This is a genomic window from Streptomyces sp. NBC_01012 (assembly GCF_045162755.1).
GTDB lineage: Bacteria > Actinomycetota > Actinomycetes > Streptomycetales > Streptomycetaceae > Streptomyces.
The window spans coordinates 7,029,577-7,054,473 of record NZ_CP108688.1 but is presented as its reverse complement, the minus strand read 5'-3'; the positions used below and the strand labels follow the sequence as shown (position 1 = coordinate 7,054,473).

General features: G+C 70.0%; 23 protein-coding genes. 15 read left to right on the top strand and 8 right to left on the bottom strand.

Annotation, left to right across the window (positions count from 1 at the left end; genetic code table 11):
* Positions 1 to 29: 29 nt before the first annotated feature.
* Complete coding sequence (locus OG623_RS31580) at positions 30 to 1,388, bottom strand: MFS transporter (protein WP_406151005.1); 1,359 nt, start codon at positions 1,386 to 1,388, stop codon at positions 30 to 32.
* A 107-nt stretch (positions 1,389 to 1,495) separates the two neighbouring features.
* Between OG623_RS31580 and OG623_RS31575 the strand changes: the two genes are divergently transcribed.
* The 7 genes from OG623_RS31575 (at position 1,496) to OG623_RS31545 (ending at position 8,434) form a co-directional block, all read left to right on the top strand.
* A complete protein-coding gene (locus tag OG623_RS31575) occupies positions 1,496 to 1,981 on the top strand; it encodes a MarR family winged helix-turn-helix transcriptional regulator (RefSeq protein ID WP_406151004.1) in 486 nt (161 codons plus the stop codon).
* A 62-nt stretch (positions 1,982 to 2,043) separates the two neighbouring features.
* Positions 2,044 to 2,994, top strand: coding sequence for a hydroxymethylglutaryl-CoA lyase (locus tag OG623_RS31570; RefSeq protein ID WP_406151003.1), 951 nt, complete (start codon positions 2,044 to 2,046; stop codon positions 2,992 to 2,994).
* A gap of 49 nt (positions 2,995 to 3,043) precedes the next feature.
* A complete protein-coding gene (locus tag OG623_RS31565) occupies positions 3,044 to 3,811 on the top strand; it encodes an enoyl-CoA hydratase/isomerase family protein (RefSeq protein WP_406151002.1) in 768 nt (255 codons plus the stop codon).
* Complete coding sequence (locus OG623_RS31560) at positions 3,808 to 5,013, top strand: CaiB/BaiF CoA transferase family protein (protein ID WP_406151001.1); 1,206 nt, start codon at positions 3,808 to 3,810, stop codon at positions 5,011 to 5,013. The genes OG623_RS31565 and OG623_RS31560 overlap by 4 nt, the downstream gene beginning before the upstream one ends.
* The gene (locus OG623_RS31555) at positions 5,014 to 5,826 is read left to right on the top strand and encodes an enoyl-CoA hydratase/isomerase family protein (protein WP_406151000.1); all 813 of its coding nucleotides are present in this window, start codon (positions 5,014 to 5,016) and stop codon (positions 5,824 to 5,826) included.
* A complete protein-coding gene (locus OG623_RS31550; RefSeq protein WP_406150999.1) occupies positions 5,823 to 7,445 on the top strand; it encodes an AMP-binding protein in 1,623 nt (540 codons plus the stop codon). The genes OG623_RS31555 and OG623_RS31550 overlap by 4 nt, the downstream gene beginning before the upstream one ends.
* The gene (locus OG623_RS31545; protein WP_406150998.1) at positions 7,442 to 8,434 is read left to right on the top strand and encodes an NAD(P)H-dependent flavin oxidoreductase; all 993 of its coding nucleotides are present in this window, start codon (positions 7,442 to 7,444) and stop codon (positions 8,432 to 8,434) included. The genes OG623_RS31550 and OG623_RS31545 overlap by 4 nt, the downstream gene beginning before the upstream one ends.
* A gap of 21 nt (positions 8,435 to 8,455) precedes the next feature.
* On the opposite strand, the gene OG623_RS31540 is transcribed toward OG623_RS31545, so the two are convergent.
* Positions 8,456 to 9,238, bottom strand: coding sequence for an alpha/beta fold hydrolase (locus tag OG623_RS31540; RefSeq protein ID WP_406150997.1), 783 nt, complete (start codon positions 9,236 to 9,238; stop codon positions 8,456 to 8,458).
* Positions 9,239 to 9,553: 315 nt separating this feature from the next.
* On the opposite strand from OG623_RS31540, the gene OG623_RS31535 reads away from it, so the two are divergent.
* A complete protein-coding gene (locus OG623_RS31535) occupies positions 9,554 to 10,093 on the top strand; it encodes a GNAT family N-acetyltransferase (protein WP_406152091.1) in 540 nt (179 codons plus the stop codon).
* 68 nt (positions 10,094 to 10,161) lie between these two features.
* Here the strand turns inward: OG623_RS31535 and OG623_RS31530 are convergent, their stop codons facing one another.
* The 3 genes from OG623_RS31530 to OG623_RS31520 all read right to left on the bottom strand — a co-directional run bounded on the left by OG623_RS31530 (position 10,162) and on the right by OG623_RS31520 (position 12,678).
* Complete coding sequence (locus OG623_RS31530) at positions 10,162 to 10,623, bottom strand: cupin domain-containing protein (protein WP_406150996.1); 462 nt, start codon at positions 10,621 to 10,623, stop codon at positions 10,162 to 10,164.
* Positions 10,592 to 11,608, bottom strand: a complete 1,017-nt coding sequence (locus OG623_RS31525) for a helix-turn-helix domain-containing protein (protein ID WP_406150995.1) — start codon at positions 11,606 to 11,608, stop codon at positions 10,592 to 10,594. The genes OG623_RS31530 and OG623_RS31525 overlap by 32 nt, the downstream gene beginning before the upstream one ends.
* A 77-nt stretch (positions 11,609 to 11,685) precedes the next feature.
* The gene (locus OG623_RS31520; protein WP_406150994.1) at positions 11,686 to 12,678 is read right to left on the bottom strand and encodes a TerC family protein; all 993 of its coding nucleotides are present in this window, start codon (positions 12,676 to 12,678) and stop codon (positions 11,686 to 11,688) included.
* Between the two features lie 340 nt (positions 12,679 to 13,018).
* Here OG623_RS31520 and OG623_RS31515 point away from each other — a divergent pair, with 340 nt between their 5' ends.
* Together OG623_RS31515 and OG623_RS31510 are read left to right on the top strand one after the other, a co-directional pair.
* On the top strand, positions 13,019 to 13,921 hold the full coding sequence (locus OG623_RS31515) for a universal stress protein (protein ID WP_406150993.1): 903 nt from the start codon (positions 13,019 to 13,021) through the stop codon (positions 13,919 to 13,921).
* A gap of 163 nt (positions 13,922 to 14,084) precedes the next feature.
* A complete protein-coding gene (locus tag OG623_RS31510; protein WP_406150992.1) occupies positions 14,085 to 15,356 on the top strand; it encodes a hemolysin family protein in 1,272 nt (423 codons plus the stop codon).
* Positions 15,357 to 15,449: 93 nt separating this feature from the next.
* Here OG623_RS31510 and OG623_RS31505 read toward each other — a convergent pair whose 3' ends face one another.
* Entirely contained in the window at positions 15,450 to 16,034 is a 585-nt protein-coding gene (locus tag OG623_RS31505; RefSeq protein ID WP_406150991.1) for a TetR/AcrR family transcriptional regulator, read from the bottom strand.
* Between the two features lie 137 nt (positions 16,035 to 16,171).
* On the opposite strand from OG623_RS31505, the gene OG623_RS31500 reads away from it, so the two are divergent.
* The gene (locus tag OG623_RS31500; protein WP_406150990.1) at positions 16,172 to 16,951 is read left to right on the top strand and encodes a short-chain dehydrogenase/reductase; all 780 of its coding nucleotides are present in this window, start codon (positions 16,172 to 16,174) and stop codon (positions 16,949 to 16,951) included.
* Between the two features lie 33 nt (positions 16,952 to 16,984).
* Positions 16,985 to 17,335, top strand: a complete 351-nt coding sequence (locus OG623_RS31495; RefSeq protein WP_406150989.1) for a DoxX family protein — start codon at positions 16,985 to 16,987, stop codon at positions 17,333 to 17,335.
* A 90-nt stretch (positions 17,336 to 17,425) separates the two neighbouring features.
* Here OG623_RS31495 and OG623_RS31490 read toward each other — a convergent pair whose 3' ends face one another.
* Positions 17,426 to 17,851: a secondary thiamine-phosphate synthase enzyme YjbQ gene (locus tag OG623_RS31490; protein WP_406150988.1), complete on the bottom strand. Its 426-nt coding sequence runs from the start codon at positions 17,849 to 17,851 to the stop codon at positions 17,426 to 17,428.
* A gap of 83 nt (positions 17,852 to 17,934) precedes the next feature.
* On the opposite strand from OG623_RS31490, the gene OG623_RS31485 reads away from it, so the two are divergent.
* A complete protein-coding gene (locus tag OG623_RS31485) occupies positions 17,935 to 19,092 on the top strand; it encodes an NAD(P)-binding domain-containing protein (RefSeq protein WP_406150987.1) in 1,158 nt (385 codons plus the stop codon).
* 281 nt (positions 19,093 to 19,373) lie between these two features.
* On the opposite strand, the gene OG623_RS31480 is transcribed toward OG623_RS31485, so the two are convergent.
* On the bottom strand, positions 19,374 to 21,182 hold the full coding sequence (locus OG623_RS31480) for an ABC transporter ATP-binding protein (protein WP_406150986.1): 1,809 nt from the start codon (positions 21,180 to 21,182) through the stop codon (positions 19,374 to 19,376).
* 185 nt (positions 21,183 to 21,367) lie between these two features.
* Between OG623_RS31480 and OG623_RS31475 the strand changes: the two genes are divergently transcribed.
* Together OG623_RS31475 and OG623_RS31470 are read left to right on the top strand one after the other, a co-directional pair.
* Positions 21,368 to 21,814, top strand: coding sequence for a MarR family winged helix-turn-helix transcriptional regulator (locus tag OG623_RS31475; RefSeq protein WP_406150985.1), 447 nt, complete (start codon positions 21,368 to 21,370; stop codon positions 21,812 to 21,814).
* Between the two features lie 46 nt (positions 21,815 to 21,860).
* Complete coding sequence (locus OG623_RS31470) at positions 21,861 to 24,803, top strand: FAD-binding and (Fe-S)-binding domain-containing protein (protein WP_406150984.1); 2,943 nt, start codon at positions 21,861 to 21,863, stop codon at positions 24,801 to 24,803.
* The last annotated feature ends 94 nt before the right edge of the window (positions 24,804 to 24,897 follow it).

The window sequence follows — 24,897 nt, the reverse complement described above, 5'->3', positions numbered from 1 at the left end:
GGACATCAGTCGGGACATCAGTCGGAACATCAGGACGGGCGCCGTTCCCGCAGATCCTTCGCCTTGACCCCGACCAGCAGCAGGACGACTGCGAGCAGCACGATTCCGGCGCTGATCTGCAGACCGAGTGACAGGCTGCCGGTGCGCCCCTGGATGAACCCGAGCAGGGACGGCGACGCGGCCGCCGCGAAGGATCCCATGGAGGTGACAAGGGCTATCCCGGTGGCTGCCGCACGCTCACCGAGGTAGATGGAGGGGATCGAGTAGAAGACGGTGAGGCCCGAGTAATGGGCGGCTGCCAGGACCGCGAGGAGGACCACGACCAGGGCGACATCGTCTCCGGCGACCGAGATCGCCACCATGGCAAGAGCGGCGACGGTCCAGCTGAGGGCCGCGTGCCAGCGGCGTTCGAGGGTGCGGTCGGAGTGCCGCCCGACGATCAGCATCACGACGATGCCGAGCAGGGGTGGCAGGGCGGAGAAGAACCCCAGGTCGAGGACGTCACCCACGCCTGCCTCTGCGATGATTCGCGGAGTCCAGAACGAAACGGCGTTGGCGAGCGTGTAAGCACCGCAGGCACAGAGGCCGATGATCCACACCTTGGGGTCCCGCAACGCGAGCAGCAGCCCTCCGTGTCCTTTTCCGGTCTTCGGCTCACCCTTCTTGCGCTGCTGGTCCGCGTCGAGGTCCGCCCGGACGGCTGCCCGCTGGGCGGGAGTCAGCCAGCGCGCCTGCTCGGGATCGTCGACGAGCCACAACAGGACGGCGCCGGCGAGCAGGAGGGGAGGGATTCCCTCGATGATGAACAGCCACTGCCAGTCGGCGATGCCGGTGCCGCCGTCGAAGGCCTTCATGATGCCGCCCGACATGAGTGAGCCCAGGACGCCGGATACGGGGACACCGGCGAAGAACACGGCGGTCATGCGCGTACGCCGCGCGGAGGGGAACCAGCGCGAGAGGAAGTACAGGGCTCCGGGGAAGAAGCCGGCCTCCGCGACGCCGAGGAGGAACCTGGCGATGTAGAAGGTGATCTCGTTGTGGACGAGTGAGGTGCCCACGGTGACGACACCCCAGGACACCATGATGCGGACAAGTGTCCTACGGGCACCGAGGCGGGCCAGCAGAGCGCTGCTGGGCACCTCGAAGAGGATGAACCCGACGAAGAACAGGGTGACGCCCAGACCGTAGACGGCGGAGTCGAAACCGAGGTCGCGCTCAAGTCCCTGTTGGGCGATTCCGATGTTGGTGCGGTCCACGAAGCTGACGATGTAGCAGATGACCAGGAGCGGCATGACGCGCCAGGCGATGGTGCGATAGGTCGCGGCGCGGTCGACTCCGGAGGTGTCGACTGCGTCCTGCGGTTCGATGGAGGTCGAGGGGTCGGCCACGACGTACGACTCCTTTGTCGGGGTATGTCGCCGAGAGCGGCGGGCAGGGCGAGTTTCCGTCGCCTGAGTTGATAAAGTCAACACCTTGGCGGAGATAGCATGCCTCCATGGTGAAACGTGACGACGGCCAAGACCTGGTGCCGATCTCCGAACTACTGTCCTACCGGCTCACGCGGACCTCGTCGGCCCTGTCGCGCAGCGCGGCGCTCAGATACCGTCGCGAGTTCGACGTGAGCCTCGGCGAGTGGCGGTCGATCGCGCTCATCGCGGCCGATCCGACCCTGACGCTCAACCGGCTGGCCAGACGGGCCGGCCTGGACAAGGCCCAGATGAGCCGCGTCGTGCGGGGCCTCGTCGAACGCGGCCTGGTGACGCGCACCGAGAGCACGGGCCGCAGCCGCCAGCTGGCCCTCACCGACTCCGGTATCGAGGCGTACCGGGGGCTCATCCGCGCCGCGAACGAACGCGATGCCGCCTTCGCCGCGGCCCTCTCCGAGGACGAGACCCTCGCCCTGGAGCGCGCCCTGGAGAAACTGGCCGAGCTGGCACTGTCCCTCGAACGACAGGAGCGGGAGCACCTCGACGACAACTGATTGTTGACTTTATCAACAGAGGGCGGGTAAGTGTTGTCGAGTCATCCCAAGGAGGTGGCTCGATGACCGACACGGTCACCGTCTGCGAGTGTTTTGCCCGGGACGGGCTGCAGCACGAACCCACGTTCGTGCCTACCACTACCAAAATCAATCTGCTGGAGGCCTTCGCCTCCGCGGGCTTCCGCCGCATCGAGGCGACCAGCTACAGCCATCCGAAGTGGGTGCCCGCCTTCGCCGATGCCGGCGAGGTGTTGGGTGGTGTCACCCGACGCCCCGGGGTGGCGTTCAAGGCGACGTGCCCCAACCCACGCGCTGTCGAACGGGCTCTGGCAGACCTCGACCGCGGTGTGGGGGCCGAGGAACTGAGCCTGCTGGTATCGGCCAGTGAGAGCCACACGGAAAAGAACCTGCGCACCTCCCGGATGCGACAGTGGCAGCGCGTCGAGGAGATGGTCGCCCTGGCCGACGGCCGGTTCCGGCTGGTGGGCGTGGTGTCCGTGGCATTCGGCTGCCCCTTCGAGGGGCACGTCGACCCCGGACGCGTCGCCGAGGACGTCGCCCGGTTCGTCGACCTGGGCGCGGACGCCGTCACGCTGGGAGACACCACAGGGGTCGCCACTCCCCCGACGGTCACCGCTCTCTTCAAGCGTCTGGAGCGGGCGCACCCCGGCCTCGCGGTCGTCTCACACTTCCACAACACCCGTGGGACAGCTGTCGCGAACGCGGTCGCCGCCCTCGACGCCGGCTGCCGCCACTTCGACAGTGCCATCGGAGGAGTCGGCGGCCATCCGTCGAAGATCGGCTACGGAGCGGGCCTGACCGGAAACGTCTGCACCGAGGACCTGGTGAGCCTGTTCAGCGCGATGGGCGTGGACACCGGCATCGACCTGGATGCGCTCGCCTCTGCCTCCCGGGCCTGCGAGGAGGCGCTGGGTCGCCCGTTGCACAGCATGGTGGCCCGCGCAGGTTTCCACCGCTCCACCGCCGCCACCGCCGCCGCCGCCACTGTCTGAACCCCCTTCCCCCTCCCCCCTCCCACCGCTCGAGCGAGGAGAACCTTCCGTGACCGTCACGACCAGCGGGCAGCCGGCCGACGCGGGTGCCACCACCGACGTACTACGCGTCGATGACCACGGCCCCGTCCGTGTTCTCACCCTCCATCGTCCCGACAGACTGAACGCTCTGGACACGGCCCTCACCCGGGCGCTGAGCAGCGCGCTGACCGCGGCCGAGGACGACGACGGGGTGCGTGCGGTCGTCCTCACCGGCGCCGGCCGCGCCTTCTGCGCGGGCGCCGACCTGTCGGAGTTCTCGGCTCTCACCCCCGACCAGCCGGACGCCGTGCTGGAGCGGGCGGCGCTCACCGCACGCGTACAGACCCAGATGCAGCAGATGGGGACGCCCGTCGTCTCCGCCGTGCGGGGTGCGGCGGTGGGCGGAGGTGCCGGCCTCGCCATCGGAGCCGATATGACGGTCGTGGGCACGGACCTCAGGTTCGGCTATCCCGAACTGAAGCACTCCATCGTTCCGGCCCTGGTGATGACCGGGCTCCAGCGGCACCTGAACCGCAAACTCGCGTTCGAGCTGATCAGCACGGGACGGCTGCTGACCGCAGCCGAAGCGCTGGAACACGGCTTGGCCAACCGCGTCGTCGAGCCGGACCAGGTGCTCGACTCCGCGCTGGAGACGGCGGAGCGGTGGGCCGCGGTGGAACCCCGTGCTCTCCGTGCGGCGAAGGACCTGTTCTACCGTGTCGCGGATCTGCCGACCGAAGCGGCGATGCGCGTGGGCCAGGACGTCAACGCACTCATGCGGGGGTTCCGCCGGTGACACACACGACCACGCCCGGTCCGCTCGACGGCGTCACCGTCCTCGATTTCTCCCGGGTTCTCGCGGCCCCCATGGCCACGCAGATCCTCGCCGAACAGGGGGCCACCGTCATCAAGGTCGAGCGGCCCGGTGCCGGCGACGAGACCCGCGGCTTCGAACCCCGCCTGCCGCACGGCGAGAGCGCCTACTTCTTCGCCTTCAACCGCGGAAAGCACTCGATCACCCTGGATCTGAAGGACCCACGCGGCCAGGAGGTCGCCCGACGGCTGGCCGCCCGGGCCGACGTGATCGTGGAGAATTTCCTTCCCGGTGCCATGGAACGGCTGGGGCTGGGATACGAAGACCTCTCCGCCGACAACCCCGCCCTGGTGTACATTTCAGCCACCGGTTTCGGACAGAGCGGTCCCGACCGCCGCCGCAAGGGCTACGACACCGTCTTCCAGGCACTGTCCGGGGTCATGGCGATGACCGGAGAGCCCGAGGGCCCGCCCAGCAAGGCGGGTGTCCCGGTGGCGGACATGACCTCCGGGCTCTGGGTCGCCATCGCCGCCCTCACCGGCCTGGCCGGCCGAGGTGCCACCGGCCGCGGCCGGCACTTCGACGTCTCCATGATGGACGTCCAGCTCAGTCTCCAGGCCCTCAATGCCGCCCGCCTGTTCGCCCTGGACGAGGACCCGGTCCGCACCGGCACCCAGCACCCGGGGCGGGTCCCGTCCGCCGCCTTCCGCGCCGCGGACGGCGAGTGGCTGCACATCAGCGGAAGCGACCAGCACTGGGCGCCGCTGTGTGACGTGCTCGGTCTGCCCGGCCTCGGGGCAGACCCGGAGCTGCGGCACAACGCCGGACGCGTCGCCCAGCGTGACCGCGTCATGACCGCCCTGCGGGCGGCCGTCGCCGGGCGGGAACGCGAGCCGCTCCTCAAGGAACTGCGCGCCGCCGACGTCCCGGTCGGGGAGGTACGCGGAGTACGTGAGGCACTGAGCGACCCGCACGCACGGGCACGAGGCGTGGTCACCGATTTCGAGCACCCCACGGAGGGCACATTCAAGGCCCTGCGTACGCCGCTGCGGGAGACCGGTGGCGAGCCGGCGCCGGCGGGAACCCCACCACTGCTGGGCGCCGACACCGAGTCCGTACTCGCCCGGTTCGCCGGGCTCGACGACCACGCGATCGAGGGCCTGCGGGCCGCAGGAGTGATCTAGATGACCGTGTCCACCGAGCCGCCCGTCCCGGACGCGCCCCGGGTGACCTGCGCGGTCACCGACGGCATCGCCCATGTCGAACTGGCCCGTCCGCACGCCCGTAACGCCGTCGACCTGCCGATGTGCGGGGAACTGCGGACCGTCTTCGAGGAACTCGATGCCGCCGACGACGTCCGCGTGGTACTCCTGTCCGCCCGAGGACCCGCCTTCTGCGCCGGGGCCGACCTCAAGGAACGGGACGGCCGGGACGCCGGCTGGGTCCGCCGCCGGCGCCTCGCCTCCTTCGCCGCCTACGAGGCGATCGAACAGTGCCGCCACCCGGTGATCGCCCTCGTACACGGCGCGGTCGTGGGGTCAGGTGGTGAGATCACCCTGGCCGCCGACTTCGCCGTCGCAGCCGAGAGCACCACTTTTCGCTTCCCGGAGCCGCACTGGGGTACGGTCGGCGCCACCCAGCGCCTGCAACGGGCCATCGGCAAGCGCCGCGCGAAGGAACTCCTCTTCACGAACCGGCCCATGCCCGCCGCCGAGGCCCTCGATCTGGGTGTCGTCTCCCAGGTCGTACCGGACGACCTGCTGGCACAGACCGGCACGGAGGTGGCGGCCACCATCGCGACGGCGCCGGCGCTGGCCATCGCGCTGACCAAGCGAGCCGTCGATCTCGGCAGCGAGACCGACCTCGACCGCGGGATCAGAATCGAGATGGCCGCCATCGAACAGTGCCTGGCGGACGGCGGCTGGCGCGACGGCGTCGACCGGTTCGCCCGCCGCGGCACCGACCACTCCGTGACCACCGATGTGGAGCAGCGATGAATCTCAGGCCGGTATGCCCGCTGACCGCCCACGAGGCGCTGGAGCGCGCCGCTCTGCTCGCTCCCGACGTCGAGGCCGTTGTCACCGCCGAGGAGCGCATCACCTACGCCGCGCTCGCCGCGGAGGTCGCCCGGATCCGGGCCGCTCTCGCCGCCGCGGGCATCGGCCGGGGCGATCGCGTCGGCCTGTGCCTGGGCAACGGGCCCCGCTGGGTCGCCCTGTTCGTGGCCCTGGGCTCGGTCGGCGCGGTGACGGTGCCCGTCAACACCCGGTACACCGCGGACGAGGTGGAGCACACCCTCGTACACGCGAAGGTCTCGACTCTGTTCGTCGCCGACCGGGTGCTGCGCGTCGACTTCCTGACCGTCCTGGACGAACTCGGCCTCGGCCGGGACGGCAGCGCCACCGGTGACCGTCTGCCCGACCTGAGGCGTGTCGTGGTGTGCGCGGAGGAAGCGCCCGGCTGGGCGATGTCCTGGTCGCGGTTCCTGTCCGAAGCCACCCCCGGCGAGGTCCCCGCGACCGGCGCTCCGGACGACATCCTGCTTGTCCAGTACACCTCGGGCACCACTTCCCGGCCCAAAGGCGTGCTGCTCACACAGCGCAGCATGTGCGCCGACGCGTTCTTCTCCGGCGCGCGTCTCGGTCTGCGCCCCGGGGACCGCTTCCACAGCGCCCGGCCCTTCTTCCATGTGGCCGGGAGCACCCTCTCCGTCCTGGCGTCCGTCCAGCAGGCCGCCACCCTCGTGACGATGCCGAAATTCGAACCGGCCGAGGCGCTCCGTCTCCTGGAGAGTGAGCGGTGCACGCACTTCTCCGGCAACGACACCATCGCCCTGATGCTGCTCAACCACCCCGACCGGGCGCTGCGTACGCTCCACCTGCGCGGCGCATGGGTCGCGGCCTCGCCCACCGTCATCCGAAGGGTGATCGACGAGTTGGGTGCGGTCGAGTGCGTGGCCGGCTACGGGCTGTCCGAAGCCTCACCGAACGTCGCCCAGTCCTGTTGGTGGGAGGATGACGCGGTCCGGGCGTCCGGCGCGATGCTGGTCGAACCCGGCGTCGAGGTCCGTATCCGCGCCGCGGACGGAACCAGGGACTGCGCCCCGGATGAGGCGGGCTCGATTCTCGTACGCGGCTGGAACGTCATGCAGGGCTACCTCGACGCACCCGAGGCGACGGCAGCCGCCATCGACTCCGAGGGCTGGCTGACCACCGGTGACGTCGGCGCGCTCGATGCCACCGGGCGGCTGCACTTCATGGGCCGTACCAAGGACATCATCCGGGTCGGCGGCGAGAACGTCGCACCGGCCGATGTGGAGGACACACTCCACCGTCATCCGCACGTCCGCCAGGCCGTCGTGGTCGGGGTCCCCGACGAACGACTGGTCGAGGTGCCGTTCGCCTTCGTCGTCCTGACCGAACCCGGCACCACCGGGGACGATCTGATCGCCTGGGCACGCACCCGGATGGCGGGCTTCAAGGTGCCCAGGCATCTGCGCATCGTCGAGGGCTTCGAAGGCATCGGTATGACCGCCAGCTCCAAGGTGCAGAAGAACCGGCTCGCCGCGCACGCCCGTACTCTCCTCGCCCAGCAGGACGCAGAGGTGTCGGCATGACGAGCATCCCCACTCCGGTGACCCGCCTGCTCGGGGTGCGCCTCCCGGTGATCCAGGCGGGCATGTCCTGGGCCTCGTCGAGTTCCGCGCTGCCCGTCGCGGTCAGCCGGGCCGGCGGGCTCGGAGTCGTCGCCGCGGGGCCCATGCGGCTGCGTGACCTCGCCCGTGTACTCGACGAAACCGCCGACGGCACCGACCAGCCCTGGGCGGTCAACCTGCCGCTCCACCGCGCGGGTGCCGACGACACCATCGACCTGCTCCTCTCCAGGCGCCCACCGGTACTGATCGCTTCCCAGGGCGGTCCGCGCCGCTATCTGGAGCGTTTCCACGACGTCGGCACCATCTGCCTGCATGTGGTGGCAGGTGTCGAACATGCCCGCAAGGCGGCCGACGCGGGAGTCGACGGCCTGGTCGTCGTCGGTGCGGAGGCCGGCGGACACCCGCCGCCCGCCATGGTGACCACACAAGTGCTCGTACGGGCCGTGGTGTCAGCTGTTCCGGAGCTCCCGGTGATCGCCTCCGGCGGCGTGGCCGACGGGGCCGGGCTGGCCGCGATGCTGGCCCTGGGCGCCGGCGCCGCCCAGTTCGGCACCCGCTTCCTCGCCAGCGAGGAGGCCACCGTGCACCCCGGCTACAAAGCTGCGGTTCTCGCCGCCGGTGTGGAGGACACCCGCACCGTCGGCCGTGGCCTCGGGCTCATCCGCGCCGTCGAAAACGACTTCACCAGGCGCATGCAGGACCTGGAGGAGTCCGCCGCCGGACTCGACGTACGACGTGAGGAGTTCCAGGCCGCCAGTCTCAAGGACGCCGCCCTGCATGGCCGGATACGCGACGGCAAGGTGGAAGCCGGCCAGTCGGCGGGGCTCGTCGACACGGTCCTTCCCGCCGCTGACATCGTCACGCGCATCGTCACGGAGTACCGGACCGCGCTCAGCCGCCTGCCCTTGCCCCTGCCCGTCGAGGTATCGCCCGCAGTGACCTCAGGGTGACCTCAGGAGCCGGACGGTGACCTACGGCACCGTGGTGAGGAAGTCCAGGACGAGTGGGCTTGCGACGGCGCGGCACTCCTCGAAGTAGGCGTGCCGTGCTCCGGGGATCATGTGCAGCCGGGCGCCGGGGATCCGGTTCGCGATCAGGGAGGCGTTCACTGCCGGGTTGAGCAGGTCGTCGCTCCCGTGGACGACCAAGGTGGGTGCGTCGATATCGGGGAGGAGCTGCCACGCGTCGTGCTGGTTGCTCGCCACCAGGTGGCGACGCCGGGCGTGGGCGGGCATGCCCGGGTCGCCGAGCGTCCGGTACGGGCCCGGGTGGGCCGCAAGCCAGGCCGGGGTGTACATCAGTTCCAGCAGTGCCTGTCGGGCCGCGCCCGGTTGGGCCTGCGCCAGCGACGTGCGTACGGCGTCGTCGCGTTCGACGCCGTGCGGACCGCCCGGCGACGTGCAACCGAGAACCAGGGCACGCACCCGGTCCGGATGGCGGGCCGCGAGCTGCTGGGCCACGCGTCCGCCCATGGACGTCCCGTAGACGTCGGCCTGGTCGACACCGAGGTCGTCGAGCACCGCGATCACGTCCAGAGCGAAGTCCTCGGTGCTGTAAGGCTTGTCGGGCTTGTCGCTCTCACCCGTTCCGCGGTAGTCGAGCGTGATGGTGCTGCGGCCGGCGTGGAAGTCGTCACGCACACCGTCCCACCAGTGATGGTTGTTCGCCTGGCCCGCCAGCAGAACCAGCGGCTCCCCCTCCCCTCGGATCTGATAGGCGATATCCACCCCGTCAGGCGTCGTCGTGTGCGGCATTCAGGTCGTCACTCCTCGTGGGCAGGTCCGTAATCGAGTACCGCAAGGACTGTATGACCTGCGTGTTCGCCGCTGTGCTTGATTTCTCCATGCCATCTGCGGAGCAACCGAGGAATGAAGCGGCCGATGCAGCCACCACAGCACACGTCCGATCGGGGCACCCTCCGGCGCACTTGCCTGCTAGATTCACCTTGAGTAACTCGCCTTCCTGGTGAGGAGTTGGTATCCCCCAGGGAGGCTTTTTCATGCCCGGAAGCAGATTGCCTCGTGCTGAAGTCGACCACCTTCACCACGGAGCCCTCACCACGGAGTCTCGTGCCAGACATCGCCTTGCGCCGCGCAGACCTTGCCGACAAGCCCACAGCCGAACGCCTGTGGCTGATGTTCCGACATGACATGTCGGAGTGGGAGGGTGACCTGCCCAACCCTGACGGATCCTTCCGAGACGAACGGCTCCACATGGCCTTCTCCGAACCCGATCGGGCACCGTATCTCCTGACGAGCGGTGACCGGCCCGTCGGGTTCGCGTTCGTCCGCGGTCTGTTGGGTCCGACGCGCGTGATGAACAGCTTCTTCGTGGTGCGAGGGGCACGACGGGCGGGGACGGGGACGCACGCTGCTCAGGACATCGTGGCTCGGCATCCGGGACCGTGGGAGATCGCGTTCCAGGATGCCAACCCGGGCGCGGTGCGGTTCTGGCGTCGTGTCGCCACAGAGATCGCCGGCGACGCCTGGACCGAGGAGCGCAGACCGGTGCCGAACCGGCCCGACCTGGCCCCTGACGTGTGGATCTCGTTCAGTACCACGTCCGGATCAAGCGACGTTCGCCCTGCCGACGGCGGCGCGCGCCGCTGAGACGCGGACGAGAACCTCATCCGGACCGGGCGTGGTGGCTCGAACCCGGACTCAGCGATCCGCGCGCTTCACGAGGCGTACTCGTTCGAGATCTCCGTGGCGTAGTTCTTCCAGAGCGGTTGCATGGTCTCGGCGTTGACCGGCTGTCCGGAATCGATCATGGCCTTGAAGTCGCGGAAGTACTGCACATACAGATCCGGCGTGAAGGTGTTCAGCATGACCGCGTTCTCGTCGCCGACGTTGGCGAACGTGTGCGGTGCCCCGGTCGGCACGATGACCCAGGTGCCCGGCCCGGCGTCGTAGTGGTCTTCGCCTACGGTGAATCGGAAGGTTCCCGCCAGCACATAGAAGCCCTCGTCATGCTGGGCGTGGCGGTGCTGCAACGGGCTCGGGGTGCCCGGCGGGATGGTGACCTCGGCGAACCCCAGCCGGTGTTCGGTGTGTTCGCCGTTTTCCAGGATGCGGATCTGCTGCGCCCCGCTGCCGAGGATCTCGCCCTCACCGGGGCGGACGATGTTTACCTTCGCCACGACTTCTCCTGTTGCTCTTGGGTTGCTCTTGCCTGTCTTGGTCACCACCATCCTTTTCCGGACCGGCTGTGCGCGTCCTGGTCGTCCGTGCACGGTTGCTGGTTACGAGTGCGCGAGCGTTGTAGCCGTACGTCGCCTTGAAGAGCTTGCTGAAATGGGTGGGATCCGAGAATCCCCACCGGGCGGCCACAGCGGTGACCGTGACCGTACGTCCGCTTCCGGTCAGCTCGGCCCGGCAGCGCTCCAGGCGGCGCCGGCGGATCAGGGCCGCGACGGTGAGCGGCTGGTCCTCGAAGAGCTTGTGCAGTCGGCGTACGGATATGTGGTGGGCGGCGGCGATGCCGGGCGGGGACAGCTCGGGATCGGCCAGCCGGGCCTCGATGTAGCCGGCGATCCGGTTCCGCAGCCACTCGTCCGGGGCCGGTTGTTCGTCGCCGAGCCGGGCCTCCAGTGCGACCGCGATCAGCTCGACGACAGCCGCCGCCGACCGCAGCGCCTCCGCCTCGCGGAACGCGGTCGCCGACCGCGCCGACTCCCGGGCCAGCACGGAGACGAGCGCGCCCGGGCCGTGGCTGCCGTCGATGCGTACGCCGATGAGCCGGTCGATCTGCGCGGGCCTGATCCGAAGCTCCGTGCGCGGAACCAGGATGGTGACGTGCGCCGCGGCGGTGCTCTCGAACCGGAGCGTACGCGTGGGATCGAGCAGTACCAGGTCGGTCGGCCCGAGTTCGGCGTCACCGCGCCCCTGCTCGATCCGCGTCCGGCCCCTGGTCATCACCTTGATCGCCAGGTTCTCGCCGTCGGAGGCGTCGCGCTCCCTGCCGATGCAGGCGCTCGCGGGTGTGTCGAGGGAGACCAGCCGCAGCGGCCCGAGGTCACGGGTGGCGATCCCGCCCCGGAAATCGGCCCCGGCCAGTCTGTTGACCAGCCGCGGAAACCCGCTGGCGGCCAGCTCGTCCTGGAAGGACTCAAGGTTGCCGGTCACCGGCCGATGATATGGCGGCGCTTCTGCGGGCACGGTGTTCGGGCCAGGTCGTACCGCAGCGAGGTCACCGTTCCACGTCAGTCGTCGTCGCCCGAATGCCGTGTCTTCTGTGTCTTCTGTGTCTTCTGTGTGGTGGCCGAGCCGGGGCGCCGGATGCTCAACAGGACGGACGCGGCCAGGATCGTGACGATCACCGCCAGACTGATGGGCGACGGGATCTCCGGAATGCTGCTGCTGAACAGCTTGTGGGACGCCTGGAGGATCAGTTTCACGCCGATGAAGAAGAGGATGAGCGCGATGCCCTTGCTGAGGTGATGGAACCGGTCCAGCAGCCCGGCGAGCAGGAAGTACAGCGCCCGCAGTCCGAGGATGGCGAACGCGTTGCTGGAGTAGACGATGAAGGCGTCATCGCTGACCGCGAGTACGGCCGGCACGCTGTCCAGCGCGAAGATCAGATCAGCTGCCTCGATCGCCGCGACAACGGCAAGCAGTGGGGTGGCGACGCGCTTGCCGGCTTCCTTCACGAAGAACTTCATCCCGGCGTACTCGTCCCGAACCGGCACGACCTTGCGCAGCAGCCGCACGGCGATGCTGCTGCCCGGGTCGAAACTGCCTTCCTCCTCCTTGAGGATCTTGTACGTGCTGTAGAAGAGGACAGCGGCGAAGGCGAACAGCACTGCGGTGAACCGGTTGACCAGGGCCACTCCGGCGGCCAGGAAGATGCCCCGGAACACCAGTGCGCCGATGACGCCGAAGAACAGCACACGGTGTTGGTAGGCGCGCGGCACCTTGAAGTAGGCGAAAATCAGCGCGAAGACGAACAGATTGTCGACCGACAGGCTCTTCTCCAGCAGCCACGCGGTGGTGTAGTCGACGCCTGGTGTCGCGCCCAGGACCAGGAAGACGATCGCGCCGAAGACGAGGGCGAGGCCGACCCACACCGCGCTCCAGGCGGCGGCTTCCTTGAACCCGATGACATGCGTGTCCCGGTGCGCAAGCAGGTCCACGGTGAGGGACACGACCACGGTGACAGCGAAGGCCGCCCAGAGCCAGAACGGCACGTCGAGCACGGCAGACCCCTCACACGGGCGGGGTGAGCGCCCACCTCTGCCAGGGTTCTGCCCCAGCGGTTCCGGCCTGTCGCCCGCACACACCGGTGCCGCGGCCTCTGGTCGGTGGACCGGTGTGTGCGGGCGGGGCGGGAGTGCGTCCGCGTTGGCGTGACGGGCACGTATGAGGAAACGTGGTGAGGGAGACCGGGCGGCCGGGCGGAACCCTGGACCGTGGTCCCCTCCTCGAAGCCCGGAGGCGTAGGACGGGGGCGTAAGGGCGGGGGCGAAGGGCGTCGCGTCCGGCCGTGACTGCCGTCGGCCGGTCGCGCGCAACGTATGTGGAGATCGGAGGCTCGCCGTGAGTGCGCCTGTTGTCGTGGGTGTGGATGGCTCGGCATCGAGTCTGAGCGCGGTGGAGCTCGCGGCCCGCGAAGCACGGCTGCGAGGGCGCGGGTTGAAGGTGGTGCACGCCTTCATCTGGCCGATGATGCACGTGCCGCAAGGGACGTCGGCGCTGGGGCCGTCGTCGCTGGGCCCTCCGGGAGGCGGGCTGCGCAACATCATGGGCCGGATGGTGGCCGAGGCGGTGCAGCGCGCGCGTTCGGTCGAGCCGGATGTGGAGGTCACCAACGCGGTGGTCACGGGTGAGCCGCTGATGGTGCTGGAGGCCCAGTCCCGTAACGCCGCGCTGATCGTGGTCGGCAGCAGGGGTCTGGGGGGCTTCGTGGGGTTGCTGCTGGGATCGACGGCGGTGCATCTGGCCGCGCACAGCCACTGCCCGGTCCTCGTGGCGCGGGAGCAGTCGGTTCCCGGTGGTCGGATTCTCCTGGGCGTCGATGGCTCACCAGCTGGTGACGCGGCGGTCGATTTCGCCTTCGAGGAAGCCTCCTTGCGGGGATCGTCCCTGGTGGCGCTGCATGCGTGGACCACGTGGAATGCGCCCCTGCCCGCGCCGCAGGATGACGCGGAGCCGTATGCGAACCAGTCGGGTGAACTCGCCTGCGCGGAGGAGCGTCTGGTTTCGGAGACGCTGGCAGGCCATCGGGAGAGGTACCCGGGGGTGACCGTGGAACACCGGGTGACCCGCGGCCGGACCCGTGAGGCACTGATCGAGGAGAGCCGCGCCGCGCGGATGCTCGTGGTCGGAGCCCGGGGGCGTGGTGGGTTCGTCGGGCTGCTGCTGGGATCGGTCAGCCAGGCCATGCTGCACCATGCGCACTGCCCCGTGGCGGTGGTACGGGGCCCCACCGAGCCGCGTTGACACCGTAGTACGGGGCCATATCGAACCTCGCTGAAGCCGGGATGCACGGTCCCGCTCGTCTCCCCGCAGGGCGCGATCTGCCTGGCTACACCGCCTCCGTCCGCGACACCACGATGGCGGCGTCATGAAAGCGGTGTGCCCTGGCTGATGACACGGTGGCTCCATGAACGGTTACGGGTTCGACCTGGCGCTCATCGCCATCCTGATCCTGTTGAACGCGCTCTTCGCCGGCAGCGAGATCGCGCTGATCTCCCTGCGCGAGGGCCAACTGCGCCGTCTGCGGCGCCGAGGGGGAAGCCGGGCGGCACGGCTGGTCCACCTCACCGAGGACCCCAACCGCTTCCTGGCCACCATCCAGATCGGCATCACACTGGCCGGATTCCTGGCCTCCGCCACCGCCGCGGTGTCCCTGGCCGAGCCTCTGGTCCCTCTCCTGGGATTCACCGGACGGGTAGCCGAACCGCTGGCCATCGCCCTGGTGACCCTGGCGCTGACCTTCGTCACCCTGGTGGCCGGGGAACTCGCGCCCAAACGACTGGCGATGCAGGACGCCCAGCGCTGGGCTCTGGTGGCAGCCACCCCTCTCGATCTTCTGGCCACCGCGGCCCGGCCCGCCGTGTGGACGCTGGGCAGGGCCACCGACCTGATCGTGCGCCTGCTGGGCGGCAATCCACGTGAGGCTCAGCAGCCGCCCGGCCCGGAGGAACTGCGGGACATGGTCATCAGCCACCGTGGCCTGACCGCACAGCAGCGCACGATCATCTCCAGCGCGTTGGAGATCCAGGAACTGCCGGTGCGCGCGGTCCTCGTTCCGCGCCGGGATGTGTTCACCCTGCCCGACGACATGCCGACGGCCCAGGCTCGACTCGCCCTGGCCCGCTCCGGCCACTCCCGCGCACCGGTCCTGCGCGCCGGGCACATCGACGATGTCGTCGGCGTCGTACACCTGCGCGACCTGACCATCGGCGAGGACACGGCCTCCGTCAGCGCACTGGCCCGCCCGGCGCCGTTCCTCTCAGACTTCGTGAAGGTCTCCGAAGCGCTACGACGGCTGATGGCCGACCACGAGCAGCTGGCTCTCGTGGTCGACGAGCACGGCTCCATCGACGGCATCCTCACCATCGAGGACCTCTTGGAGGAGATCGTCGGTGAGATCTACGACGAGACGGACAGCGACACGACGATCGTGCGCCCTCAGCCCGACGGGTCATTGCTCCTGCCCGGCAGCTTCCCCGTCCATGAGCTGCCCGACCTCGGGGTCGACCTCGGCGATTCCGTCCACGGCCCGTACACGACCATCGCCGGCCTCGTCCTGGACCTCCTCGGGCGGCTGCCACAGCAGCCCGGGGACACCGTCCGGCTCGGACAATGGACCATCGAGGTCACCGGCGTCGAACGGCACGCGATCACGGCCGTCCGCCTCCGCCCGGTGTGAAGGGCGGGGGGCAGGGCAGCCTCGTCCCCTGCTCGCTCGTCGTCGGATGCACCCACGTATTCCGGAAGGCCGCCGGCACCTTCGACCCATCCGTCAACCGTCGCCGTCGGGTGCGTCCGGCTCTCGATCGGCGAGCATGAGCGGCACGATGCGCTCGCGGATCTCTCGGGCGGACGGCGGACGGCCGTGCAGGAGCAGGTCCAGGATGATCAGTGCCGGTCCGACGTCGGCGCGCGCGTCCAGATCCGGTACGTCGCCCAGGACCCGACGCAGCCGGTCGCGGTGTCCCTGCCGCAGCGGGGCGAGTTTCGCCTCCCGGACCGCCGCGGCCAGTTGCGGGTCGCTGCCGGACAGGACGACCGCCAGGAGCGGCTTCGAACGTTCCGCCAGGCCCACGGCCAGCGTGTCGAGCCCTGCGAGCAGATCGGCCATCGGGTCCTCGGTCTGCGGCACTTCCTGGTGGCTGACGGCCCCCCGGAGCGCTTCGAGAACGAGGGTGTGTTTGTCCGGCCAGCGGCGGTAGAGCGCGCCCAGCCCGATCCCGGCGGATCGCGCCACGTCGGCGACCCGCAGCCCTGCGTAGCCCCGTTCCTCCAGCAGGGACCGGGTGGCCTGTAGCGCCGCCTCGCCGACGGCGGGGTCGAAGGGCCGGCCACGCGGTCTCGTCGCATCCTCCATGCCCGCGATCTTAACGGAAACCTTGACTTCTGTTATTTGGCACCGTAAAAACGGAAACAAGGACTTCCGTAAATGCTCGCCGATCCGCGGCAGTCCGCGACGATCCGTTGTGCTCTGCCGAACTCAGGAGGTCTCGCATGGACTTGAACCTCACCGGGCGCCGGGCCGTCGTGACCGGGGCGTCACGGGGCATCGGTGCCGCGATCGCGCGGGTGCTGGCCGATGAGGGCTGCTCGCTGGACCTCGTTGCCCGGGACGCGCCGACTCTGCGCAGCCTGGCCGAGGAGATCAGCACGGGTTACGGGGTGGCGGCACGGGTCCATACGGTCGATCTGCGGGATCCGGACGCCGTCGCCGCCCTTGCCGAGCAGGTCGGCTCCATCGACATCCTGGTCAACAACGCCGGCGACATTCCCGGCGGGCCTCTCGACACCCTCGACGACCACGCCTGGCGACACGCCTTCGACCTGAAGGTGCTCGGGTACATCGGCCTCACCCGCCACATCTACGCGGGCATGAAGCAGCGTGGTGGCGGTGTGATCGTCAACAACATCGGTGCGTCGGCCGAGCGGTTCGACGCCACCTACATCGCCGGCTGCACCGGCAACGCCGCGCTGACAGCGTTCACCCGCACCCTCGGCGGAGCGAGCCTCCTCGACGGTATCCGGGTCGTCGGTGTCAGCCCCGGACCGGTCGACACCGAACGCATCGTGGCGCTGCTCAGGAGCTTCGCCGAGGCACGGCTGGGCGATGCCGACCGCTACGCCGAACTCACCGCGCGGTTCCCGCGAGGCCGAGCCGCCACCCCGCGCGAGATCGCCGACACCGTCGCCTTCCTCGCCTCGGACCGCTCCGCCTACACCAGCGGCGCCGTCCTGACCGTGGACGGCGGCATGACCGCTGCATCCAGCGTCTAACCCCTGTCGTACCGGCCCAAGGAGGCGCTTGTCGTGCACTACACGTTCGTCGGTCTCTCACTCGCCCTGGCGGCGGTGTTCCTCGCCACCGGCTCGGCCAAGATCCTCCGCGCGCGGTGGACCGTCCATGCCGCACAGCATCTCGGCTACTCCGCCCGGTCGTTCCGAGTGATCGGAACCCTGGAGGTCGCCGCCACGTTCGGGCTGCTCGCGGGCCTTGCCTGGACGCCACTGGGCACGGCTGCGGCGGTCGGGCTGGTGGCACTGCTCATCGGCGCCGTGCTCGCGCACCGGCGCGCCGGTGACGCCATACCGGCCCTGATCCCCCCGGCCTGGCTTGCTCTGGCGTCCGCCGCCACGGCGGCCGTCGGCATCGTGCAGTGACAGAAGGGGACCACCCTCAGCAGGCCGGAGGTCCGTTCACGCACGCACGGTACGGAGAACCGGCGGCGCGCCCCAGCTGAACGATCTTGGTCAGCCCAGAAAGCTCAGCCGCACCTGCCGGTCCGTGTTGTCGACGTTCGTGTCCACCAGGCAGACGGACTGCCAGGTTCCGAGCTCCAGTTGTCCCCCGATCACCGGCAAGGTGGCATGTGGTGGCACCAGTGCCGGGAGCACGTGGTCGCGGCCGTGGCCGGGGGTGCCGTGGCGGTGGTGCCAGCGGTCGTCGCTGGGGAGCAGGGTCCTCAGGGTGGCCAGGAGGTCGTCGTCGCTGCCGGCCCCGCTCTCCAGGATCGCGATCCCGGCGGTGGCGTGGGGCACGAAGACGTTGAGCAGGCCGTCCCGCCCGTGGGCCGCCCGCGCGAGGAACCGCGCGCAGTCCTCGGTCAGGTCCCGGACCGTTTCGGTGCGTCCTGTGATGACGTTCAGCAGGTGCGTGGTGAAGGTGTCGGATGACATGAGCCCATTCTCTCGCCGCCGAGACGGATCGCGCCCCGGGAAGATCCGGGAAGATCCAGGGCACGCCCTCGGTTGGTAGAAGCGTGAACTACTTTGGGGCGAGAGAGCTGGACGTGGTCGTCATCGGCGCCGGGCAGGCCGGGCTGTCCGCCGCCTACCACCTGCTGCGGGCCGGCCACCGGCCCGACCAGGACTTCGTCGTGCTGGATCACGCACCCCTGCCCGGGGGCGCCTGGCAGTTCCGGTGGCCCTCTCTCACGTACGGCAAGGTGCACGGCATGCACTCCCTGCCCGGTATGGAGCTGACGGACGCGGACGACTCCCGGCCCTCGTCCGAGGTGATCGGCGCCTACTTCGACGACTACGAGCAGCACTTCGGTCTGCGGGTGCACCGGCCGGTGGATGTGGCCGCCGTACGTGAGGGCGAGGGCGGTCGGCTGCTGGTCGAGACCTCCGAGGGGACGTACGCCACGCGTGCGCTGATCAATGCCACCGGCACCTGGGACCGGCCGTTCTGGCCGCGCTATCCGGGTCAGGAGACCTTCCGGGGGCGGCAGTTGCACACCGCGGACTATCCGGGTCCTGCGGAGTTCGCCGGTCTGCGGGTGGTCGTCGTCGGCGGGGGCGCGTCGGGCACCCAGCATCTGATGGAGATCGCCGAGGTGGCTGCGGAGACGTACTGGGTGACACGACGCCCTCCGGTGTTCCGGGAGGGGCCGTTCGGCGAGGAGCAGGGGCGGGCCGCAGTGGCCATGGTCGAGGAGCGCGTACGCCGCGGGCTCCCGCCGCAGAGCGTGGTGAGTGTGACCGGACTTCCGGTCAACGACGCCGTACGGCAGGCACGTGAGCAGGGCGTCCTCGACCGGCTGCCCATGTTCGAGCGGATCACGCCGGGCGGCGTGGCCTGGTCCGACGGCCGCACCGTGGAGGCGGACGTGATCCTCTGGGCGACCGGCTTCCGTGCCGCGGTCGACCATCTGTCGCCACTGAAACTCCGGGAGCCGGGCGGTGGCATCCGCGTGGAGAACACCCGGGCGGTGCGGGACCCGCGTGTACATCTCGTCGGTTACGGGCCGTCCGCCAGCACGATCGGGGCCAACCGGGCGGGCCGGGCCGCGGTCCGTTCCGTCAGCCGGTTGCTGGGCACTCAAGAGAGCAGAACACACGAACAGGGGATCGGGTGTTCGCTCGAACGCGTGGTCGCTCCGGGATTGGTTGCTCAACTACCCCACGGCAGCTGATGATTACTGAGCGCACACAACGGGCTGCAGACCGCAACTGCGCGCGTCCCACATTTGCACCACGCACAAGGAGAAACACCGAATGAACATCCTGACCGACCTGCTTGCCGGCATCGTCCACTTCGTGGGTTGGCTCGTCTGACCGTCTCCGCACAACGGCGCCGCCGCTCCCCGTCCCACGGGAGCGGCGGCGCTGCCGTGTGTCGGTGCGGCGTAGAGAAACGCGGCCAGGGACACCGGCCCCACACCGGACCGCCCCGCGCACCCCGCCCCGCCCCGCCTCAGACCGCCGCCGGGGCCGCATGGCCCCTGTCGCGGCGGATCAGCGCGGCATAGCGCCCGTCCTGCGCGAGCAGCTCCTCATGCGTGCCGCGCTCGGCCGTGCGGCCTTCGTCCAGGACGACGATCTGGTCCGCGTCCCGGATGGTGGAGAGCCGGTGCGCGATCGTGAGTGTGGTGCGGCCCTTCGAGAGGGCGTCGACAGCCTGCTGCACGGCGTGTTCCGTACGCGTGTCGAGCGCGCTGGTCGCCTCGTCGAGGATCAGCACGGGCGGGTCCCTCAGGATCGTGCGGGCGATGGCCAGCCGCTGCTTCTCACCGCCCGAGAACCGGTACCCGCGTTCGCCGACGAGGGTGTCGTAGCCGTCGGGCAGCCCGGCGATGTGGTCGTGGATCTGGGCCGTGCGGGCCGCGGCCTCCATCTCCTCGTCCGTGGCGTCCGGCTTGGCGAAGCGGAGGTTCTCGGCGACCGAGGCATGGAAGAGGTACGTCTCCTGGGAGACGACGCCGACGGCTCGGGCGAGGGTGTCGAAGTCCAGGTCGCGCACATCGACGCCGTCGATCAGGACCCGGCCCCCGGTGACGTCGTACAGCCTCGGCACCAGATAGCTGAGCGTGGACTTGCCCGATCCGGTGGGGCCGACGACGGCCAGGCTGCTCCCCGCGGGCACGGTCACATCGATACCGCTCAGGGTCGGGCCGCTGTTCTCGTCGTAGCTGAAGGCGACGTCCTTGAAGGCGATCTCGCCGCGGATCTTCTCCAGCCTGACGGGCTTCTCGGGCTCGGCGATGTCCACCTCGAGGTCGAGATACTCGAAGATGCGCGCGAACAGGGCGAGTGACGTCTGCATCTGCACACCGGTGGAGAGCAGGCTCACCGCCGGCCGGAGAAGGCCCTGCTGGAGCGAGACGAAGGCGACCAGGGTGCCGATGGAGACGGGCGTGACACCCGACTGGAGCGTGAGGCCGGCCGCCCAGTAGATGACGGCGGGCATGGCGGCCATCACGATGCCGATGGTCGACATCCGCCAGCGGCCCGCCATGCTGGAACGCACTTCGAGGTCGACCAGACGCTCGGACTCCTCGGAGAACGCCTGTGTGAGGGAGTCCGAGCGGCCCATGGTCCGGCCGAGCAGGATGCCGCTGACGGACAGCGACTCGGTGACCGTCGCGGCCATCGCCGCCATCTGCCTCTGGCGCTGGGTGGTGATCTTCGTGCGCTCCTGGCCCACGCGACGGCTGATCCAGACGAAGACGGGCAGCAGGAGCAGCGAGACGATGGTGAGCCGCCAGTCCAGCGCGAGCATGGCGACGACGGTGGCGACCACGGCGGTGAGATTGGAGACCAGGGAGGTCGCGGTGGAGGTGACCGTGGCCTGCATTCCGCCGATGTCGTTGGCGATGCGGGACTGGACCTCGCCCGTGCGGGTCCGGGTGAAGAAGGCGAGCGGCATCCGCTGCAGCTGGGTGTAGACGGCGGTGCGCAGGTCGTGCATGACGCGCTGGCCGACCGTCGTGGAGATCAGGGTCTGCAGGACGCCGAAGACGCTGTTCATCACGGCGGTGAGGATCATGCCGAGCGCGAGGAGCGTCAGCAGACCCGTGCGTCCCTGAGGGATCGCGGTGTCCAGGACCTCGCGGAGCAGGAAGGGAGAGGCGACCGACACCAGCGATGAGGCGCCGACCAGCAGTCCGACCACGGCGAGTCTGCCTCGGTAGGGACGGAAGAGCCGGAAGATGCGGCGCAGCTCGGCGGGCGGCTGCCCGGGTTCCTCGGCCGGAGGTGTCCAGGTGGGTTCGTCGGGTTTCATGGGCTCCTTCGAGAGCGTGCGGCGGGCGTGCGACGGGTGGGGTGCCCGTGTGGCCGGCAGCCGACGCGGAGGTCCGGGGCGAAGAGGCGGAGGTCCGGGAAGAGCTGACAGATGAGCGGGCTTTTGAGAGCGTAGCTCATTGTTACCTCTATACACAATGAGCCAGGTCCTGGTAGTGTTCCCCCATGGAATCCCCCGACTCCGACGGCATGCTCGCCGAGCAGCTGCTGCGGCTGACCCGCCGTCTCCAGCGCATTCAGAGCCGTCAGCTGGAGCCGATAGGCATCACCCCTGCCCAGTTCCGCCTGCTGCGGACGACCGCGCACTACGAGGGCCCACCCCGGATGGCCGATCTCGCCGAGCGCCTGGACGTCGTCCCCCGGGCGGTGACCACCCTGGTCGACGGCCTTGAGGCGAGTGGCCGGGTGCGGCGCGCCCCGGATCCGGCCAATCGCCGGGTGATCCGTATCGAGATCACCGAGGAGGGCCGGGCGGTGCTCCGCTCGATGCGCGACGGGCGCAAGGCCGCCGCGGAGGAGATCCTGGCCCCGTTGACCGCCGAACAGCGTGAGGTGCTCGGCGGGCTGCTCACCGCTCTGGTCGACGGAATGCCGGAGCGCCGCCGCTGCTGAGGCACCCGGTGCGGCCACCGCACCGCGCCGTCGAGGGGATCCTGACATGCCGCTGCTGGAGCCGGACCCGGAAGCCCTGCGCCCTCGGACGGCCCGCGCGCCGTCCCCCGATCGGGTGCCCGGCTGGAAGGCCTCGGGGACCCCGGCGCGGCTGAGGGCCGACCTGACCGCGCTGCTCGGTCCTGAGAAGGTCCTGTGGAAGGTCTCCGACCTTGTGAAATACGCCTCCGATGCCAGCCCCTACCGCTTCCTGCCGCAGGTCGTGCTGGTCCCCGAGGACCTCGACGACGTATCGGCGATCCTCTCCTACGCCCACGGCAACGGCCGTGGTGTCGTCTTCAGGGCCGCCGGCACCAGTCTCAACGGCCAGGCGCAGGGTGAGGACATCCTCGTCGACGTACGCCGCCACTGGACGGGGGTCGAGGTCCTGGACGGTGGCGCCCGCGCCCGGATCCGGCCAGGGACCACCGTCATGCGGGCCAACGCCGCTCTCGCCCGGCACGGCCGGATCCTGGGCCCCGATCCCGCCAGCGCCATCGCCTGCACCGTCGGCGGTGTCGTGGCGAACAACGCCTCGGGGATGACCGCGGGGACGACAAGGAATTCCTACCGTACGGTCTCCTCGCTGACCTTCGTCCTGCCGAGCGGCACAGTGGTGGACACGGCCGACACGGACGCCGACGAACTGCTGCGTCACGCGGAACCGCACCTGTGCGACACGCTGCTGGCCCTCAAGGCGGAGATCGAGGCCGACGAGCGGCTCACCGACCGGATCCGCGCCAAGTACGAGATCAAGAACACCAACGGCTACCGCCTCGACGCGTTCCTCGACGGATCGACGCCCGTGGAGATCCTGCGTGGCCTCATGGTCGGGTCCGAAGGCACCTTCGGCTTCATCTCCGAGGTCGTCTTCGACACCCTGCCCCTGGACCGGCGCGTCTCGTCCGCCCTGCTGTTCTTCCCCTCGCTCACGGCGGCAGCGGCGGCGGTGCCCCGGTTCAACGAGGCGGGTGCGCTCGCCGTGGAGCTGATGGACGGCAACACCCTGCGCGCCTCCGTCCGTGTCGAAGGCGTCCCCTCCGACTGGGCGGGGCTCCCGCAGGGGACGACGGCGCTCCTGGTGGAGTTCCGAGCCCCGGACGACGGCGCGCTGGCGGACTTCGAGCGGGCCGCCGCATCGGTCGTCGCGGACCTCGACCTGGTGACTCCGGCCCTCTCCGTGACCAACGCGTTCACCCGGGACGCCGCCACCGTCTCCGGCTACTGGAAGGCGCGCAAGGCGTTCGTCACCGCCGTCGGCGGCTCCCGCCCCTCGGGCACGACCCTGATCACCGAGGACTTCGCCGTCCCGCCGTCCCGGCTCGCGGATGCCTGCGAGGCGCTGCTCGCGCTCCAGGCGGTCCATGGGTTCGACGCCGCAGTCGCGGGGCACGCGGCGCACGGGAATCTGCACTTCCTGCTCGCGTTCGACGCCGCGAAACCGGCCGACGTCGAGCGGTACGCGGCGTTCATGGACGCGTTCTGCACGCTGGTCGTCGACCGCTTCGACGGGTCCCTGAAGGCCGAGCACGCCACCGGCCGCAACATCGCGCCCTTCCTGGAGAGGGAGTGGGGCGCCGTGGCCACCGAGCTCATGTGGCGCACGAAGCAGGCCATCGACCCCGACGGCGTCCTGGCCCCCCGGATCGTCCTGGACCGGGATCCGGCGGCGCATCTGCGCGGGCTCAAGACCATCCCCAAGGTCGAGCCGGTCGCCGACCCGTGCATCGAGTGCGGGTTCTGTGAGCCGACCTGCCCCAGCGAGGACCTCACCACGACGCCGCGTCAGAGGATCGTGCTGCGCCGGGAGATGATGCGGCAGCCCGACGGCTCCCCGGTCGAGGCGGGGCTGCTCGATGCCTACGGTTACGACGCGGTGGACACCTGCGCGGGCGACTCCACGTGCAAGCTCGCGTGTCCGGTGGGCATCGACACCGGGGCGATGATGAGGGACTTCCGGCATCACCGGCACTCCCCGCGTGAGGAGCGGGTCGCGGCGCTGACCGCGCGGTATTTCAAGGCGGTCGAGACCTCGGCGCGGATCGCCATCGGCGTGGCGGACGCCGTCACGCGTCATGGCGGCGACCGGCTGCCGGTGGCCGTGACCCGGCTGGCCCGCAGGGCCGTGCGCCCGGATCTGGTGCCGGAGTGGCTGCCCGGTATCCCCGGTGCCGCCTCTCGCCGTCTCCCGCCCACCACCAGGGCGGGTGCGAGCGCCGTCTACTACCCCGCCTGCGTGAACCGCATCTTCGCCGGCCCGGAGGACGAAGCGACGTCGTCACTCGCCGATTCCGTCGTCTCCCTGTCCGCGCGGGCGGGCAGGCCCGTCTGGATCCCCGAGGACGTCGCCGGGACCTGCTGCGCGACGATCTGGCACTCCAAGGGGTACCACACGGCCAACGCGGTCATGGCCAACCGCATCGTCGAGGCCGCCTGGGGCTGGACCGCCGGCGGCGTGCTGCCGCTGGTCGTCGACGCCTCCTCGTGCACGCTGGGCCTGGCGCACGAGGTGGTTCCGTATCTCTCCGACGACAACCGTGCGCTGCACGAGGAGCTGACCGTCCTCGACTCGCTGGTCTGGGCCGCCGATGAGCTGCTGCCCACGCTGACCGTGTTCCGCAGGACGGGTTCCGCCGTCCTGCATCCCACCTGTTCGATGGAGCATCTGGGCGATGTGGCACAGCTGCGTACGCTGGCCGAGGCCTGCGCCGACGAGGTCGTCCTGCCGGACGACGCGGGCTGCTGCGGGTTCGCCGGCGACCGCGGCATGCTGCACAAGGAGCTCACCGACTCGGCGACGGCCAAGGAGGCGGCGGAGGTCGGCACCCGGGAGTACGACGCCTACCTGTCGGCGAACCGGATGTGCGAGATCGGGATGGACCGGGCGACGGGCCACCGCTACCACTCGGCGCTGATCGAGCTGGAGCGGGCGACCCGGCCGACGCTCTGACCCGAGGCCGGCGCCGCCTGCTCCGCCACTCGCCCTGCCACCGCCCTGCCACCGCTCGGCCGTCGGAGGCTGCCCGTGGACCGGGAGCGGGGTC